Source organism: Bauldia litoralis, assembly GCF_900104485.1.
Classification (GTDB): domain Bacteria; phylum Pseudomonadota; class Alphaproteobacteria; order Rhizobiales; family Kaistiaceae; genus Bauldia; species Bauldia litoralis.
Map to the genome: position 1 here is coordinate 354516 of NZ_FMXQ01000004.1, position 14107 is coordinate 368622.

Annotated in this window: 20 protein-coding genes and 1 pseudogene; 19 read left to right on the forward strand and 2 right to left on the reverse strand. The window is 68.5% G+C overall.

All coding sequences use genetic code 11. The features are described 5' to 3' along the window. Nucleotides 1-483 precede the first annotated feature (483 nt). Nucleotides 484-1311 carry a class I SAM-dependent methyltransferase gene (locus BLT60_RS11950; RefSeq protein ID WP_090876660.1) on the reverse strand — a complete coding sequence of 276 codons (828 nt, stop codon included), beginning with the start codon at nucleotides 1309-1311 and terminating at the stop codon, nucleotides 484-486. Nucleotides 1312-1384: 73 nt separating this feature from the next. Between BLT60_RS11950 and BLT60_RS11955 the strand changes: the two genes are divergently transcribed. From BLT60_RS11955 to BLT60_RS11980, 7 genes and pseudogenes are all read left to right on the forward strand, one after another. Further along, nucleotides 1385-2599, forward strand: coding sequence for a phage portal protein (locus BLT60_RS11955; protein WP_090876661.1), 1215 nt, complete (start codon nucleotides 1385-1387; stop codon nucleotides 2597-2599). Between the two features lie 68 nt (nucleotides 2600-2667). After that, nucleotides 2668-2856 (forward strand): hypothetical protein, encoded by a 189-nt coding sequence (locus tag BLT60_RS11960; protein ID WP_090876796.1) that lies wholly within the window; start codon nucleotides 2668-2670, stop codon nucleotides 2854-2856. A gap of 74 nt (nucleotides 2857-2930) precedes the next feature. Then, nucleotides 2931-3068, forward strand: a complete 138-nt coding sequence (locus BLT60_RS24350; protein ID WP_175478398.1) for a hypothetical protein — start codon at nucleotides 2931-2933, stop codon at nucleotides 3066-3068. 377 nt (nucleotides 3069-3445) lie between these two features. Continuing rightward, the gene (locus BLT60_RS11965; RefSeq protein ID WP_244521234.1) at nucleotides 3446-3970 is read left to right on the forward strand and encodes an HK97 family phage prohead protease; all 525 of its coding nucleotides are present in this window, start codon (nucleotides 3446-3448) and stop codon (nucleotides 3968-3970) included. A gap of 7 nt (nucleotides 3971-3977) precedes the next feature. Beyond that, on the forward strand, nucleotides 3978-4655 hold the full coding sequence (locus tag BLT60_RS11970) for a hypothetical protein (protein ID WP_090876663.1): 678 nt from the start codon (nucleotides 3978-3980) through the stop codon (nucleotides 4653-4655). Nucleotides 4656-4774: 119 nt separating this feature from the next. Beyond that, a complete protein-coding gene (locus BLT60_RS11975) occupies nucleotides 4775-5146 on the forward strand; it encodes a DUF2019 domain-containing protein (protein ID WP_090876664.1) in 372 nt (123 codons plus the stop codon). A gap of 25 nt (nucleotides 5147-5171) precedes the next feature. Next, a pseudogene (locus BLT60_RS11980) lies at nucleotides 5172-5390 on the forward strand (HK97 family phage prohead protease); the annotation flags it as partial. A gap of 177 nt (nucleotides 5391-5567) precedes the next feature. On the opposite strand, the gene BLT60_RS11985 reads toward BLT60_RS11980, so the two are convergent. Next, on the reverse strand, nucleotides 5568-6080 hold the full coding sequence (locus BLT60_RS11985; RefSeq protein ID WP_090876666.1) for a hypothetical protein: 513 nt from the start codon (nucleotides 6078-6080) through the stop codon (nucleotides 5568-5570). An 822-nt stretch (nucleotides 6081-6902) separates the two neighbouring features. Here BLT60_RS11985 and BLT60_RS11990 point away from each other — a divergent pair. The 12 genes from BLT60_RS11990 (at nucleotide 6903) to BLT60_RS12040 (ending at nucleotide 14100) form a co-directional block, all read left to right on the forward strand. Further along, a complete protein-coding gene (locus BLT60_RS11990) occupies nucleotides 6903-8147 on the forward strand; it encodes a phage major capsid protein (RefSeq protein WP_244521235.1) in 1245 nt (414 codons plus the stop codon). Between the two features lie 494 nt (nucleotides 8148-8641). Next, entirely contained in the window at nucleotides 8642-9217 is a 576-nt protein-coding gene (locus BLT60_RS11995) for a head-tail connector protein (protein WP_090876798.1), read from the forward strand. Beyond that, nucleotides 9214-9549, forward strand: coding sequence for a phage head closure protein (locus tag BLT60_RS12000; protein WP_090876667.1), 336 nt, complete (start codon nucleotides 9214-9216; stop codon nucleotides 9547-9549). The genes BLT60_RS11995 and BLT60_RS12000 overlap by 4 nt, the downstream gene beginning before the upstream one ends. Continuing rightward, entirely contained in the window at nucleotides 9546-9704 is a 159-nt protein-coding gene (locus BLT60_RS24355; RefSeq protein WP_175478399.1) for a hypothetical protein, read from the forward strand. Before BLT60_RS12000 ends, BLT60_RS24355 begins: the two co-directional genes overlap by 4 nt. Beyond that, nucleotides 9701-10105: a DUF3168 domain-containing protein gene (locus BLT60_RS12005; protein ID WP_090876668.1), complete on the forward strand. Its 405-nt coding sequence runs from the start codon at nucleotides 9701-9703 to the stop codon at nucleotides 10103-10105. The genes BLT60_RS24355 and BLT60_RS12005 overlap by 4 nt, the downstream gene beginning before the upstream one ends. A 51-nt stretch (nucleotides 10106-10156) precedes the next feature. Continuing rightward, nucleotides 10157-10570 (forward strand): phage major tail protein, TP901-1 family, encoded by a 414-nt coding sequence (locus BLT60_RS12010; protein WP_090876669.1) that lies wholly within the window; start codon nucleotides 10157-10159, stop codon nucleotides 10568-10570. A gap of 2 nt (nucleotides 10571-10572) precedes the next feature. After that, nucleotides 10573-10893 carry a gene transfer agent family protein gene (locus BLT60_RS12015; protein WP_090876670.1) on the forward strand — a complete coding sequence of 107 codons (321 nt, stop codon included), beginning with the start codon at nucleotides 10573-10575 and terminating at the stop codon, nucleotides 10891-10893. Between the two features lie 274 nt (nucleotides 10894-11167). Beyond that, the gene (locus tag BLT60_RS12020; protein WP_280138926.1) at nucleotides 11168-11377 is read left to right on the forward strand and encodes a rcc01693 family protein; all 210 of its coding nucleotides are present in this window, start codon (nucleotides 11168-11170) and stop codon (nucleotides 11375-11377) included. Nucleotides 11378-11500: 123 nt separating this feature from the next. After that, entirely contained in the window at nucleotides 11501-12031 is a 531-nt protein-coding gene (locus BLT60_RS12025; RefSeq protein WP_425285003.1) for a phage tail tape measure protein, read from the forward strand. A 1-nt stretch (nucleotide 12032) separates the two neighbouring features. Then, on the forward strand, nucleotides 12033-12683 hold the full coding sequence (locus BLT60_RS12030; RefSeq protein ID WP_090876672.1) for a DUF2460 domain-containing protein: 651 nt from the start codon (nucleotides 12033-12035) through the stop codon (nucleotides 12681-12683). 98 nt (nucleotides 12684-12781) lie between these two features. Beyond that, nucleotides 12782-13672 carry a DUF2163 domain-containing protein gene (locus tag BLT60_RS12035; RefSeq protein WP_090876673.1) on the forward strand — a complete coding sequence of 297 codons (891 nt, stop codon included), beginning with the start codon at nucleotides 12782-12784 and terminating at the stop codon, nucleotides 13670-13672. After that, entirely contained in the window at nucleotides 13669-14100 is a 432-nt protein-coding gene (locus BLT60_RS12040) for an NlpC/P60 family protein (protein WP_090876674.1), read from the forward strand. The genes BLT60_RS12035 and BLT60_RS12040 overlap by 4 nt, the downstream gene beginning before the upstream one ends. Nucleotides 14101-14107: the final 7 nt, after the last annotated feature.

The window sequence follows — 14107 nt, forward strand, 5'->3', positions numbered from 1 at the left end:
ATCTGCATTTCCGCATTGTTTTCTCCGCTAATTTTTGTGGGTCGATTGGCAATGAATTTCGGCATGCACCGATTGACCGGGGCCGATTACCGCAGATTGATCGGATTCGATACCGCTCGCAAGACGAACAGCGCGCTTGGCTGAAGAAGGCGTAAAGAGGCGCCGAGGGCGGTGTCGTTGCGAGGAAGGGGACGAAGGGGCCGGCGGAGTCGGTGTTGCGCGGATTCTCAAATCCAGATACAGGAATAAATTCCTTGACGCCGTGACGGTGCTCGGGTAGGATTTGGCTATCGTCGGAGAACTGGGGGCGGGAATCGTGAGAGGCCCGATGGTGGCCATGGGCCGCTCGTTGGGGCTGGCTTCGCTGCGATTGTCCGTTGCGCTGGTGCGTCCTGAGGTGCCCGGCGCGCTTGCGCGGCCGGGCACCTCAGGATGGCGGTAACGGAGGATTGCCCCAGCGGGGACAGGCGCCCGGGCGCTCGCTCAGACCGCGCGGGCGATGATTTCGATCGGGGCGATTATGCGGGCTTCGAGCGTCTTCATGACGTTGCCGAGGCGCTCCGGGGTCGCCGGGCCCATGACGGTGTGGAGGCCGAGCGGCGGCGGGCCGTCGGCGGCTGCCTTCTCGCGCATCCGCCGGCCGAGATCGCGGGCAAGGTCGCCGCGGTCGGTCTGGCTTTCGGTGGCGAAGCCGGCGGCGGCGAGAAGGTCGCGATAGGTGTCGACGGTCTCGACGAAGCTGGTCTCGACGGTCGTCGCCCAGGGCATCGGATAGGGGATCTCGCCGTCATCGACGCGCATGATGTCGTAGACGCCGAAGCGGGCGCCGGGCTTCAGCACGCGGCGCGCCTCGGCGAAGAGCGTGCCCTTCTCGGAAATGTTCATCGCCGCGTGGATCGTGTAGGCGCCATCGAAGGTCTCAGCCTCGAAGGGCAGGGCGAGGGCGTCGGCCGTCTCGAAATCGACATCGGTCAGGCCGCAGCGCCGGGTCAGCGCGTTGGCAGCCTCGACGTAATCGGACGACAGGTCGACGCCGGTGACGCGGACGCCGTGGCCTTCGGCGAAATGCCGGGCCGGGCCGCCGATGCCGGCGCCGATGTCGAGGACATGGGCGCCACGCGGAAAGCCGAGGGCCGTGGCGAAGGCAACGGTGGCTGGTCGCCAGCCGAGATGGAATTCGTCGGCGCCTGACAACTGGACCGGCACGATGTGGTCGAGGTCGGCATGGCCCGATGCGGCGAGGGCATCGAGGATCGCCTGTTCGAGGCCCGGCCGGCTGTAGTGAGCAACAACCTGTTCGTCGATATGCATGGCAAACCCCCTCGGTTCTCCCGGGAGGAGCGGCCTGCATTGCGGCGGAACCACGGCAAGGGAAACGAAGCCGATGCGCATTCCGTTCATCAACGGTCGTCCGACGGCGACGCCGGAGGAGACCAAGGCTTCGGCGACCGCCGGGCTGATCGCCTTCCAGACTCATGGCGCGCCGGCCTGGACGCCGCGCGACTATGCGGCGCTGGCCCGCGAGGGCTATGCGAAGAACGCCATCGTCTACCGCTGCGTGCGGATGATCGCCGAGGCGGCGGCCTCCGCGCCGTGGCTGCTCTATGAAGGGGCGGCCGAACTCGACGATCATCCGCTGCTGGCGCTGCTCGCCCGCCCCAACCGCCGCCAGGCCGGGCGCGACTTTCGCGAGACGCTGTTCGGCCACCTGCTGGTTTCCGGCAACGCCTATGTCGAGGCGGTCGTCGCGGAGCCCGACGGCTTTGGCGATGCCGGGGGGGCGCCGCGCGAACTACACGCGCTGCGGCCGGACCGGATGAAGGTGGTGCCGGGGCCGGACGGCTGGCCGGTCGCCTTCGAATACACGGTCGGCGGACGGACGGTGCGCTTCGCCGATCCGGGCGAGGGGCGGCTTTCGCCGGTCCTCCATCTGGCGCAGTTCCACCCGCTCAACGACCACTACGGTTTCGCGCCGATCGAGGCGGCGGCGGTGGCGCTCGACATCCACAATGCGGCGGGGGCCTGGAACAAGGCGCTGCTCGACAACGCGGCCCGGCCCTCCGGCGCGCTGGTCTACCGGACCAGGGAAGGCGGCAACTTGTCGGCCGACCAGTATGAGCGGCTGAAGGCGGAACTCGAGACCGGTTTCTCCGGCGCCCGCAACGCCGGCCGGCCGCTGCTGCTCGAGGGCGGACTCGACTGGAAGGCGCTGTCCCTGACGCCGAAGGACATGGACTTCCTCGCCGCCAAGAACGGCGCGGCGCGGGAGATCGCGCTGGCCTTCGGCGTGCCGCCGATGCTGCTCGGCATTCCCGGCGACAACACCTATGCCAACTACAGGCAAGCCAACCTTGCCTTCTGGCGCCAGACCGTGCTGCCGCTCTGCGGCCGTCTGGCCGAGGCGCTGACCGCGTGGCTGGCGCCGGCCTATGGCGACGGGCTGCGCCTGTGGTTCGACGCCGACCAGATCGAGGCGCTGGCGAGCGAGCGCGAGGCGCTGTGGGGCCGGGTCGCGGCGGCGGACTTCCTGACCGTCAACGAGAAGCGCGCCGCGGTCGGCTATGGGCCGGTCGAGGACGGCGAGGGGATGGGCCGATAGCGCGAGCCTTGCCGGTCGGCGACGATGCCGAATGCCTGAACCGACGGAATGGAATCAGAGGGCAGCCCGTGGACGATGTGACTCAGGTTTTCGCCCAGCGCGGCGACCTCGCGCACCTGGCGCTGTTTCTCTGGGCGAGCGGGGCGAGCGGGCTGCTGGTCTGGACGCTGCGCGAACTGGCGGCCTCGAACCGCCGCTTCAACGACTTCGTCAACGAGATCTCGCGGTTGAATCGGTTCTTCAACGAGCGCGACTAAGCGACTCGTCCTGCTTGCATTCTGCGCGCGGGGCGCGCCGGCGGGCCTGGCGCGAACCACCAAGGAGACGACCCATGCGACGCATGCTGTCCCTGATCGGGGCGGGCGGCGGCCGGGACCACCGCGCCGTCTTCCACACCTTCGCCGAGGGCCTGGCGCGGGTCATCCGGCCGACCCGCACGACCGCGCGGGTGCGGGCGGTCGAGGGGTAGGGCTGTCTGCTCTTCCTCCCCCAGGAATGGGGTGCCTGGCTCCTGCCTGATCCGGGGCCGGGGTGACGTCGCCAGGCGACGACGGCGGCGAGTCTCTCGCAGAATTGGCGCAGGCGCTCCCACCGCTATCCCTCCCCGAACCGGGGAGGGTGGCTGCGCGCGGCGAAGCCGTGCGCAGACGGGTGGGGTTCGTCCCAAACCGGCATTGCTCTTGCCGCGACGCGGAACCCCACCCACCACCGCTTCGCGGCGGTCCCCCCTCCCCGGTTCGGGGAGGGATCGCCATGGCAGCGTCGCGATCAATCCTGACGCGGTCGCGCCTTTGCCGCGAGGCCGCAAGCCGGCAGCACCGACTTTCGTATCCAGGAGAAAGCCCCGTGACCGCAACCGAACGGAAATTCGCGCCGGCCGACCTCGCCGTCGAGGCCGACGGTACCTTTTCCGGCTATGCCAGCCTGTTCGGCAAGGCCGACCTCGGGCGCGACGTCGTGCTGCCCGGCGCCTTCCGCGCTTCGCTGGCGCGGCGCGGGCCGGCCGGCGTCAGGATGCTGTTCCAGCACGATCCCAACACGCCGATAGGCGTCTGGAAGACGATCGCCGAGGACGGCCGCGGCCTGCATGTCGCAGGGCAGCTCGCCGCCGGGGTGGCGAAGGCGCGGGAGGTGCTCGCCCTGATGCGGGCCGGGGCGCTGGACGGGTTGTCGATCGGCTACCGGACGGTGCGCGGCCGCACCGACGCCAAGACCGGCATCCGCAGCCTGATCGAGGTCGACCTGTGGGAGATCTCGGTGGTGACCTTCCCGATGCTGCCCGAGGCGCGGGTCGAGGCGGTGAAGAGCGACGACCGCGCCGCGCTGCTCGACGCGATACGCCGGGCAACGGTGGCGATGCGGGCGGGGTAGGGGCGGCATGACAGAGGCGAGGACCGCCGAACGGATCGCGCTGATCGCCGCGATCCGCGCGGCGACGGCCGCGATGCTGCCCGACACAGCGGCGACACGGTTCCACAAGGCGATGGACCGGCTCGGCCGCCTGCTGGCCGAGCGCGACCTCGAGCGGCGGTACAATCCGGACTGGGCGTCGCAACCGCGTGTCCCGAGCGGCAATCCCGGCGGTGGTCGATGGACGGATGGTGGTCCGTCGATCATCGGAGAGGAACTTAACCCGTCAGCGTTCGAGGAGCAGGTTTCGGACGAACCGATTGGCGAAGAGCCTCCAGGCGTTCCGACCGTGCGGCCGGAGAAGGCACGTCGACGCAACAGATACGTGAAAGAGATCGCCCGGTGGCTCCTGCGGGGCACGCGGGTCGGTGTTCGTCTTTCGCCAATCGGTCGGGCCTTGGACATATACGAGGCGGGGCTCTGGATTCACGACCATTGGTCCTTCATCGAGGCATACCAAGACGAGCCAAAGTCTCTGGGAGAACTACGTGCGGCTGCCTCTCAGCGGAGAAAGGGATACGATATCCATCATATTGTCGAACGAGCGTCGGCCCTTGAGGATGATTTCCCTTTGTCGCGAGTCGATGGCGCGGAGAACCTAGTGAGTATTCCGACTTTGAAGCATTGGGAACTCAATCGTTGGTAAGAAATGAAAAACCCAAACTTCGGCTGGCTGACGCCAAGGCAATATGCCCGGGGGAAGGATTGGCCCACGCGCCTTAGACTAGGACTGGATGGGCTGAGAGACATAGGAGTCCTTGAGCGATGAGTGGGGCTAGTCTCGACAGGAGATCGATCGAGGAACTCGTCGACCGCTACGCCGCGACGGGTGTGGCGCAAGACGAGGCCGAACTCAATGACGACATCGGCAAATACAACCGCCTCGTCGACGACATCATCGCCGTGGAAGCGGAGCTGAAATCGCGAGCTGGCGATCAGCGCACGGCACTAATGAAGCTGTACGACCACCCCAACATGCAGGTCCGCCTAAATGCTGCGCACGCCACGCTTGCGGTCGCACCCGAGGCGGCCCGGGCGCTGCTGATGACCATCCGGGAGTCGCGGTGGATGCCTCAGGCCATGCAGGCCGGGATGTCCCTGCGGAACCTGGAGAACGGCGTCTATCGGCCGGATTGAGTGATCGAGGGTTTTCGAATTGGGTGGGGCGCTCGACGGGTTGTCGATCGGCTACCGGACGGTGCGCGGCCGCACCGACGCCAAGACCGGCATCCGCAGCCTGATCGAGGTCGACCTGTGGGAGATCTCGGTGGTGACCTTCCCGATGCTGCCCGAGGCGCGGATAGAGGCGGTGAAGAGCGGCGACCGCGCCGCGCTGCTCTCCGCGATCCGGCCGGAGACGGCGGGGATGCGGGTGGGCTAGGGGCGGCGGCATGACAGAGCGAGGACGCCGAACGGTCCGCGCTTATCGCCGCGATCCGCACGGTGACATGCGCGCATCCCGACCCTGAAGCACTGGGAGCTTAACAGCTGGTATGAAAGGCGGAATGGAGACTATGACTGGCTGACGCCTCTGCTGGCGCGCCCGAAGATCGGATTGTCACTTGGCAGGATGCTCGCGAGGCTGCTGCTCGCGCTCTTGCCGCAGCTCTTCCGTCACTTTGTCCGCCAGTCGCCACAGAACGCGGGCGAGACTTTCTGCAAGATCTATATACGGGGCGATTATTTCGGGACTAAGAGGCGTGGCTTTGCCGTCAAAACGGTGCTTCCCTCGGAAGGTGACCACCTCAAAATTTCCATCTTTGTTGGTGCCTATCACGCCATGCGCGAGGTCGTTGCGGAATGCCACAAGCCGGCCCGCTTCATTGGTGAGTTTCAAGGTGTCGGCGTATGCTTCCTTCGTCCAGTGCTTCTTGGCGAACGCATCAAGTAGTTCGAGTTTCGATCTCGCCTGCATGCCGCTGAGGACCACTTGCGCCTGAAAGCCGGATAGTGCCAGAGCGGCGGCGACGGCAGTATTGAGTGCCAGGTCGAAGCCTGAGAAGTTCAGAAACAGCGCGCCGACTTGATGGGCCATCGCAATCTTGATTTTTGGATCTGGTTCCTTGGGCATGACAAAGAAGCCTCAAAAAGATGACCTAGCCGAAGGGCGACGCATTGCCGAGCGCATGCATCAAGATGCCGCCCGACCCGCACCCCGGTAAGAACTCGTTAACCAAAGGCAAGGTACCGAAGAAAGGCGACGACCGGGTTGAGGCCGGCCGCCGCCCCAAGAAGAAGTAGTTACCTACTTCCTCTTAATGGTCTCGACGACATGTGTGTTGGGTTTCCCCGTTGCCGTCTTGACCGTGGTGAAGCGACCGGTGACGGCGCTTCTCCCGATTTTGCTGGTGGCCATTGGATTACTCCTTTGTCACCCGAGCGGATGGACCGCTCGCCCTGAGACGCCCCGTGCGCCTCCAGCCGTCAAGGGCGCGGGCGAACGCGAATCAGATCGCAGGTTGAGTATACCAAGTCAGGGCTTCTGGCGGTTGCGCCAGCGCATGAAGTGACGGGCCTTCTGGCGAAGTGTCTTAGGCTCCACCAATCCGCCGACAATTAGGAATAAATTCCTTGACAGCGTGACGCTGGTCTGGCAATCTTTGGCTATGGTCAGAGAGGTGCGGGTGCGGGGCCTACGCCTGACGATCGAACCCAAGTGATTCTGGAAATGCGGTCGGGTTTTGCCCGGCCGTTTTTTTGGCGGAGCGTGGGAGCGCGCCCTCCGTCGCCGCTTCGCGGCGCCACCCCCGATCAGGTCGAGGGCAGGCTCTCCCCCGCTTCGCAGGGGAGGAGCCAGGAGGCGCCGTCGCGCATGCCAGGCCGGCGCACGGTCGCACCGCGGACCCGGCACCGCGAATACGAAAACATGACACCACGAGAAAGGAACCACCGCATGACGCATGCTCCCCAGCCTGCGCCGGAGGCCAAGGCGGCCGATGGCGAGATGACCAGTGCCTTCGAGACCTTCAACCGGACCTTCGCGGCGTTTCGCGCCGAGAATGACGACCGGCTCGAGCAGATCGAGCGCAAGCTTTCCGCCGACGTGGTGACGGTCGACAAGGTCGATCGCATCAACCGGGCGCTCGATGAGCAGAAGCGGGCTATGGACCAACTCGTCCTCAAGGGGCGGCGGCCGGCGCTGGAGACCGGCGGATCGCGGGTGGTGACCTCGCCGGAGCACAAGGCGGCCTTCGAGGCCTATGTGCGCGGCGGCAACGAGGAGGCGCTGCGCGGTTTCGAGCAGAAGGCGCTGGCGGTGGGTTCCGACGGCGGCTACGTCGTGCCGGAGGAGACCGAGCGCGAGATCGGCCGGCGGCTGGCGAGCGTCTCGCCGATCCGGGCGATCTCCGGCATCCGCCAGGTGTCGTCCAACGTCTACAAGAAGCCCTTCGCCATCACCGGTGCGGCGACCGGCTGGGTCGGCGAGACCGCGGCGCGCACCGAGACGGCGGCGCCGACGCTGGCCGAACTCTCGTTCCCGGCGATGGAACTCTACGCCATGCCCGCGGCGACGGCGACGCTGCTCGACGACAGCGCCGTCGACATCGACGCCTGGATCGCCGACGAGGTCGAGACCGTCTTCGCCACGCAGGAAGGCACGGCCTTCGTCACCGGCGACGGCACCAACAAGCCGAAAGGGTTTCTCAGCTACACCACGGTGGCGGAAGCCTCCTGGGCCTGGGACAAGATCGGCTACCTGGTCACCGGCGTCTCCGGCGCCTTCGCCGCCTCCGACCCGTCGGACGAGCTGATCGACCTGGTCTATGCGCTGAAATCCGGCTACCGGCAGAACGCCCACTGGGTGATGAACCGCTCGACGCAAGGGGCGGTGCGCAAGCTCAAGGACGCCGACGGCAACTACATCTGGCAGCCCTCGGCGGTGGCCGGCGGCACGCCGACGCTGATGAACTTCCCCGTCGCCGAGTCGGAGGACATGCCGGACATCGGCGCCGACACGTTCGCCATCGCCTTCGGCGATTTCCGCCGCGGCTACCTGGTCGTCGACCGGGTCGGCGTGCGGGTGCTGCGCGATCCCTATTCCGCCAAGCCCTACGTCCTCTTCTACACGACCAAGCGGGTCGGCGGCGGCGTCCAGGATTTCGACGCCATCAAGCTCCTGAAATTCGGCACGTCCTGAGCCCCCGCGTCCCTCCCCAGGACACGTGCCGAACAGGGCGGTCCCGCTCGTGACGAGCGGGCGGGGCCGCCTGACTCTTTGCCCGGTGGATGCGCGGTGCGTCCGTCGAGGCTCCGCTGCGCGGAGCACCTCCGGATGGCGGGGGAGGTGCCTAGGACAGCGGTTGTCATGCTGAGGCGCGCGCTGGAGGCGCGCCTTGAAAACGCGCGGGACCGTGGCCACCGGCAGATCGCCGGCGGGGACGAGTCTCGCCGAAGACGCTCCCCACACACCGTCATCCTCCGGCTTGACCGGAGGATCGGTCTTTACCCGGCGCTCCGCTCGATCTGCAGGCGCCGTGCCGGCGAACAGCGATCCTCCGGTCAAGCCGGAGGATGACGGTTGAGTGGGTGATGGTGTCGCGTGCGCTGGATGGCGGCGCACAGGCTGGATCGCGGCAGCGGACCCTCCGGGCGGAACGCGCCCATCAATCGCAAAACGGGAAGGACCTCACCATGACCGCAGCCCTGATCACCGGGCCGGCGCTGGAGCCGGTATCGCTGGCCGACGTCAAGGCGCATCTGCGCATCGACGGCGGCGACGAGGATGCGCTGCTGACCGCGGCGATCGTCTCGGCCCGTGTTCATGTCGAAAGCGCGACGCGGCGGGTGCTGATCGAGCAGGGCTGGCGGATCTATTACGACGCCTGGCCGAGGCGGCGGATCGTCCGGCTGCCGGTGGCGCCGCTGATGTCGCTCGATGCGGTGACGATCTATGACGCGGCGGGCGACCCGCAGGTGGTCGATGCCGAGGATTACGAGGCCGATGTCGCCGCGTCGCCGGCGCGGCTGGTGCTGGCGGCCAATGCGCCGACGCCGGTCGGACGCGCGGTCAACGGCATCGAGATCGACGTCACCGCCGGCTATGGCGCGACCTCGGTCGACGTGCCGGCGGCGCTCCGCCAGGCGGTGCTGATGCTGGTGGCGCATTGGTATGAGCATCGCGGCGCGGTCGGCCACGACCTCGCCGTGCTGGTCGCGCCGCTCGGCTTCGAGGCGCTGATCGCGCCTTACCGGCTGCTGTCGCTGTGAGCGCCCGGGACTTCGGCCCGGGGCGGCTGTGCCACCGCGTCGTCATCGAGTCGGCGGCCGGCGCGCCCGACGGGGCGGGCGGCGAGGCGGTGACCTGGGACACCTATGCCACGGTCTGGGCGCGGATCGCGCCGGTCTCGAGCGGCGAAAGGATCGTCGCGGGGCACCTTTCCGGCGTCGTCACCCACACCGTCACCATGCGCTACCGCGACGACATCGCCGGCGGCATGCGCATCCTCTATCGCGGCCGCATCCTGCGGCTGCTGGCGGTCGGCGACCCGGACGAGACGCGGCGCTTCATCGTCGCCAAGGCCGAGGAGCAGGGACCATGACCACGCTTGACCTGACCACCGCCGGCCTGATCCAGGCGCTGCGCCCGGCGACGGCTGCCGGCAAGCGGATGCGGCCGCCGGAGAAGATCCATCGCGCCGCGGTGCCTCTGCGCGAGACGGCGGCGGACAAGGTCGACATGCGGAGGGACCGATGACCCATCCGGCGCTCGCGCTCCAGAAAGCGGTGTTCGCCGCGCTGGTTGCCGACGGCGACGTCGGCGCGGTGCTCGGCGACCGGATCCACGATGCGCCGCCGCGCAACGCGACATTCCCCTATGCGAGCTTCGGCGAGGCGCGGGCGAGCGACTGGAGCACCGGCACCGAGGCCGGGACCGAGCATCGCCTGACGCTGCAGGTCTGGTCGCGGGAGCGCGGCAAGGCCGAGTGCTGGCGGGCTCTCGAGGCGATCCGCGCCGCGCTCGACGACGCGGCGCTGACGCTCGACGGCCACGCGCTCGTCAACCTGCGCTTCGAGGCGGCCGAAACCCGGCGCGAGCGCGACGGCATCACCTGGCGCGGCGTCGCGCGATTTCGCGCGGTGACGGAGCCGGCGTGAGGGGGGCGCCAAGCAAAGCCTCGCATCCATCGGTTGGGAAAGGACACTGCCATGACAGCCCAGAAGGGGAAGGATCTGCTTCTCAAGATCGACACGACCGGCTCGGGGAGCTTTGCGACCGTCGCAGGCCTGCGGTCGCGGCAGATCGCCTTCAACGCCGAAAGCGTCGACGTGACCGACGCCGAGTCGGCCGGCCGCTGGCGCGAACTCTTGGAGGGGGCTGGCGTGAAGCGGGCGAGCCTCGGCGGCTCCGGCATCTTCAAGGACGCGGCGACCGACGCGACCGTTCGCCAGGTCTTCTTCGACGGGACGATCCGCGACTGGCAGGTCATCGTGCCGGATTTCGGCACGCTGGAGGGGCCGTTCCAGATCACGGCGCTCGAATATTCCGGCGCGCATGACGGCGAACTCGCCTACGAGCTGGCGCTGGAATCGGCCGGCGCCATCGCCTTCACGGCGGCCTGACCATGGTCAACCGCCAGCGCGGCGAAGTTGCCGCCACCCTCGACGGCCGGACCTGGACGCTCTGCCTGACGCTCGGTGCGCTGGCCGAGCTCGAGGCGGCGCTCGGCGCCTCCGACCTGATGGCCCTGGCGCGCCGCTTCGAGGCGGGGGAACTGGCGGCCGGCGACGCGATCAAGGTGATCGGCGCGGGGCTGCGCGGCGCGGGAAACGATGTCGACGATGGGGCGGTGGCGCGAATGCGGGCCGAGGACGGGGCCGCGGGGTTCGTGGCGATCGTCGCGGAGTTGCTGACGGCGACATTTGGCGGCGGGGAGGCGGGGTGACTGCGGGTGGGTGCCTGGTGCGTGCTTCGAGGCCCGGCTTTACCGGGGACCTCAGCATGGCGGGGTGGTGGGATGGCTTCGAGCGGGTGGAGGGGTGGGAGCGCGTCGAGGCTGCGCGGTAAGCGGGTGTCCTCTTCACCGCTCGTTCCCGCGCAAGCGGGAATCCAGACGTTCATACGGGCGGCGCTGTCCGGCAGAAGAAGACTGGGTCCCCGCTTTCGCGGGGATGAGCGGGTGGAGGGGGGGAGCCGCGAGGCTGTTTGGGGAGGAAAATTTGAAACCTGAGCGCGACACCTTTCCATGGTCGGCGATGATGGCGGTGGGGTTCGGGCGTCTGCGGCTTTCGAGCCGGGACTTCTGGGGGATGACGCCGCGCGAACTGGCGGCTGCCGTGGAAGGCGCTTTCGGCGTCGCTGATGCGCCGCCCGACCGGGCGATGCTCGAACGATTGATGGGACGATACCCGGATCGCACGCCGCCCTGATCGTCACGCCGATCGTCCGCGATTGGCGCGGCGCGCATCCACGGCGTGACGGCGCGGGCCGGTGGAGTGCGACTTGCGGATCCAGACAACGAGGCGAAACCGATGCCGACATCCATCGAAGACCTGGCCGATGAGGCTGAAAGCCGGACGCAGCCGACGCTCGACGCGCTGGTGGCGCTGAGCCGGCAGGCGTCGACCTTCTCGACGGCGATCACCGGCGCATTCAAGGCGGCGGTTGTCGGCGGCAGGCGGTTCGAGACCGTGCTCAATGCCCTGTCGCTGAAGCTGGCCGGCATTGCGCTCGACCGGGCGCTGCAGCCGATCTCCAATGTCATCGGCAATGCGATCGGCAGCGCGTTTACCGGCATCGGGGGCGGTCCGCTCAAGCCGTTTGCGCGCGGCGGGATCGTTGGCGCGCCGACCGTGTTCCCGATCCGCGGCAGCCTTGGGGTTGCAGGCGAGGCGGGCGCCGAGGCCGTGTTGCCGCTGGCACGCGGCAGCGACGGGCGGCTGGGCGTTGCCGGCGGCGGCGGGCAGCCGATGGTCGTCAATTTTCACGTCACGTCGCCGGACGCGGGCAGCTTCACGCGGTCCGAGGCGCAGGTGACGGCGATGCTCGCCCGCGCGGTCGGGCGCGGACGGAGAGGGCTGTGACATGCCGGCGCTGACCGCCTTTCACGACGTGCGCTTCCCGACCGAGATCGCCTTCGGCTCGGCCGGCGGGCCGGAGCGGCTGACCGAGGTGGTGACGCTCGGCTCCGGTCACGAGGAGCGCAGCAGTCGCTGGGCGGATCCGCGCCGGCGCTACAACGCCGGCTATGGCATCCGCTCGATCGACGATCTGCACGCGGTCGTCGCCTTCTTCGAGGAGCGCCGCGGCCGGCTCTACGGTTTCCGCTGGCGCGACCGGGTCGATTTCAGCTCGGCCGCGCCATCCGGTGCGGTGACGCCGACCGACCAGGTGATCGGCGTCGGCGACGGGGCGACGACGACGTTTCAGCTGGTGAAGACCTACGGTGCGCTGCATGCGCCGTATCGGCGGACCATCGCCAAGCCGGTTTCCGCCACGGTGCGGGTCGCTGTCGATTCGGCCGAGTTGGACGAGGGCGACGACTGGAGCTGCGACCTGACCACCGGGATCGTAACGTTCACGCCGGGGTCCGTGCCGGCCGTCGACGCGGCGGTCACCGCCGGCTTCGCCTTCGACGTGCCGGTGCGCTTCGACACCGACCGGCTCGACATCAACCTGAGCAGTTTCGCCGCCGGCGACATCCCGACCATTCCGCTGGTCGAGATCCGGCTTTAGGGAGGCGGCATCTCGTCCTCCCCTGCGAAGCGGGGGAGGAGCGCGGCGAGACTGCTCTTGCGAGATGCCGCGCGATCGTCGCGCGTTGAGGGTTTGAGATGAGACAGATCGACGAAGGGCTTGCCGCGCATATCGCCGGCGGGGTGACGACGCTCGCCCGCTGCTGGCGAGTGACGCGGAGCGACGGGGTGGTGCTCGGCTTCACCGATCACGACCGGACGCTGACCTTCGATGGCGTCGACCACGAGCCGGTTTCCGGCTTCGACGCCAGCGAGGATGTCGGCACGACCGGCTTTGCGGTCGGCGGCATGGAGGTCTCGGGCGCGTTGTCGTCCGAGCGGCTCGATGCAGCCGATCTCGCCGCCGGGCTCTACGACAATGCCGAGGTCAGGGTGACCCTGGTCAACTGGACGACGCCGGCCGAACGGCAGTTGCTGCGGGTCGGCCACCTGGGCGAGGTTTTGCGCGCCGACGGCGCCTTCACCGCCGAGGTGCGGGGGCTGGCGGCGCAACTCGACGAGACCCGGGGCCGGGCCTACCGGCCGACCTGCGACGCCGATCTCGGCGACGCGCGCTGCGGTGTCGGCCTGGGAAGCGGAACCTATACCGGCAGCGGCGCGGCAACGTCGGTCAATGATCGCAGGCGTTTCGCCGTCAGCGGGCTCGGCGGATACGCGGAGGGCTGGTTTGATCGCGGCCGGCTGGTCTGGACGAGCGGCGACAATGCCGGGCGGGCAGCCGAGGTGCGCAGCCAGCGGGCAGTCAGTGGCGCGGTTGCCATCGAGCTGTGGCAGCCGATGGCCCGCGACATCGCCATTGGCGACGGCTTCACGATCAGCGCCGGCTGCGACAAGCGCTTCGCCACCTGCCGCGCCAAGTTCGACAACACGATCAATTTCAGGGGCTTCCCGCATATGCCCGGCAACGACTTCACGCTCTCCTACGCCCGCCAGGGCGACGACAACGATGGCAAGGCAGTGGTCAAGTGAGCCGCGCCGCGATCGTCGCCGAAACGTTGACCTGGATCGGCACGCCGTATCGCCACCAGGCGTCGCTGAAGGGCGTTGGCTGCGATTGCCTCGGGCTGGTGCGCGGCGTGTGGCGGGCGTTCCACGGCGCGGAGCCGGAACCGATGGTCGCCTACACGCCCGACTGGGCGGAGGCGCGGGGCACCGAGACGCTGGCGGCCGCTGCCGGCCGGCACCTGACGCCGGTGGCGATCGACGCGGCGCGGGAAGGGGACGTCGTGCTCTTCCGCTGGCGCGCCAGCCTGCCGGCCAAGCACGCTGCGATCCTGATATCCGCTGATCGCATGGTCCACGCCCACCAGGGCGCTGCCGTGGCGACCGCGTCCTTCACGCCGTGGTGGCGGCGCCGGGCGGCGTTCGCTTTCGCGTTTCCGGGGGTGGATTCCTGACGCGCTC

Bases quoted from the DNA above. Each gene is read 5' to 3' on its own strand.
- BLT60_RS11950 (WP_090876660.1), bottom strand. From the start codon at position 1,311: ATGCATATCGACGAACAGGTTGTTGCTCACTACAGCCGGCCGGGCCTC.
- BLT60_RS11955 (WP_090876661.1), top strand. From the start codon at position 1,385: ATGCGCATTCCGTTCATCAACGGTCGTCCGACGGCGACGCCGGAGGAG.
- BLT60_RS24350 (WP_175478398.1), top strand. From the start codon at position 2,931: ATGCGACGCATGCTGTCCCTGATCGGGGCGGGCGGCGGCCGGGACCAC.
- BLT60_RS11970 (WP_090876663.1), top strand. From the start codon at position 3,978: ATGACAGAGGCGAGGACCGCCGAACGGATCGCGCTGATCGCCGCGATC.
- BLT60_RS11975 (WP_090876664.1), top strand. From the start codon at position 4,775: ATGAGTGGGGCTAGTCTCGACAGGAGATCGATCGAGGAACTCGTCGAC.
- BLT60_RS11985 (WP_090876666.1), bottom strand. From the start codon at position 6,080: ATGCCCAAGGAACCAGATCCAAAAATCAAGATTGCGATGGCCCATCAA.
- BLT60_RS11990 (WP_244521235.1), top strand. From the start codon at position 6,903: ATGACGCATGCTCCCCAGCCTGCGCCGGAGGCCAAGGCGGCCGATGGC.
- BLT60_RS11995 (WP_090876798.1), top strand. From the start codon at position 8,642: ATGACCGCAGCCCTGATCACCGGGCCGGCGCTGGAGCCGGTATCGCTG.
- BLT60_RS24355 (WP_175478399.1), top strand. From the start codon at position 9,546: ATGACCACGCTTGACCTGACCACCGCCGGCCTGATCCAGGCGCTGCGC.
- BLT60_RS12005 (WP_090876668.1), top strand. From the start codon at position 9,701: ATGACCCATCCGGCGCTCGCGCTCCAGAAAGCGGTGTTCGCCGCGCTG.
- BLT60_RS12010 (WP_090876669.1), top strand. From the start codon at position 10,157: ATGACAGCCCAGAAGGGGAAGGATCTGCTTCTCAAGATCGACACGACC.
- BLT60_RS12015 (WP_090876670.1), top strand. From the start codon at position 10,573: ATGGTCAACCGCCAGCGCGGCGAAGTTGCCGCCACCCTCGACGGCCGG.
- BLT60_RS12030 (WP_090876672.1), top strand. From the start codon at position 12,033: ATGCCGGCGCTGACCGCCTTTCACGACGTGCGCTTCCCGACCGAGATC.
- BLT60_RS12035 (WP_090876673.1), top strand. From the start codon at position 12,782: ATGAGACAGATCGACGAAGGGCTTGCCGCGCATATCGCCGGCGGGGTG.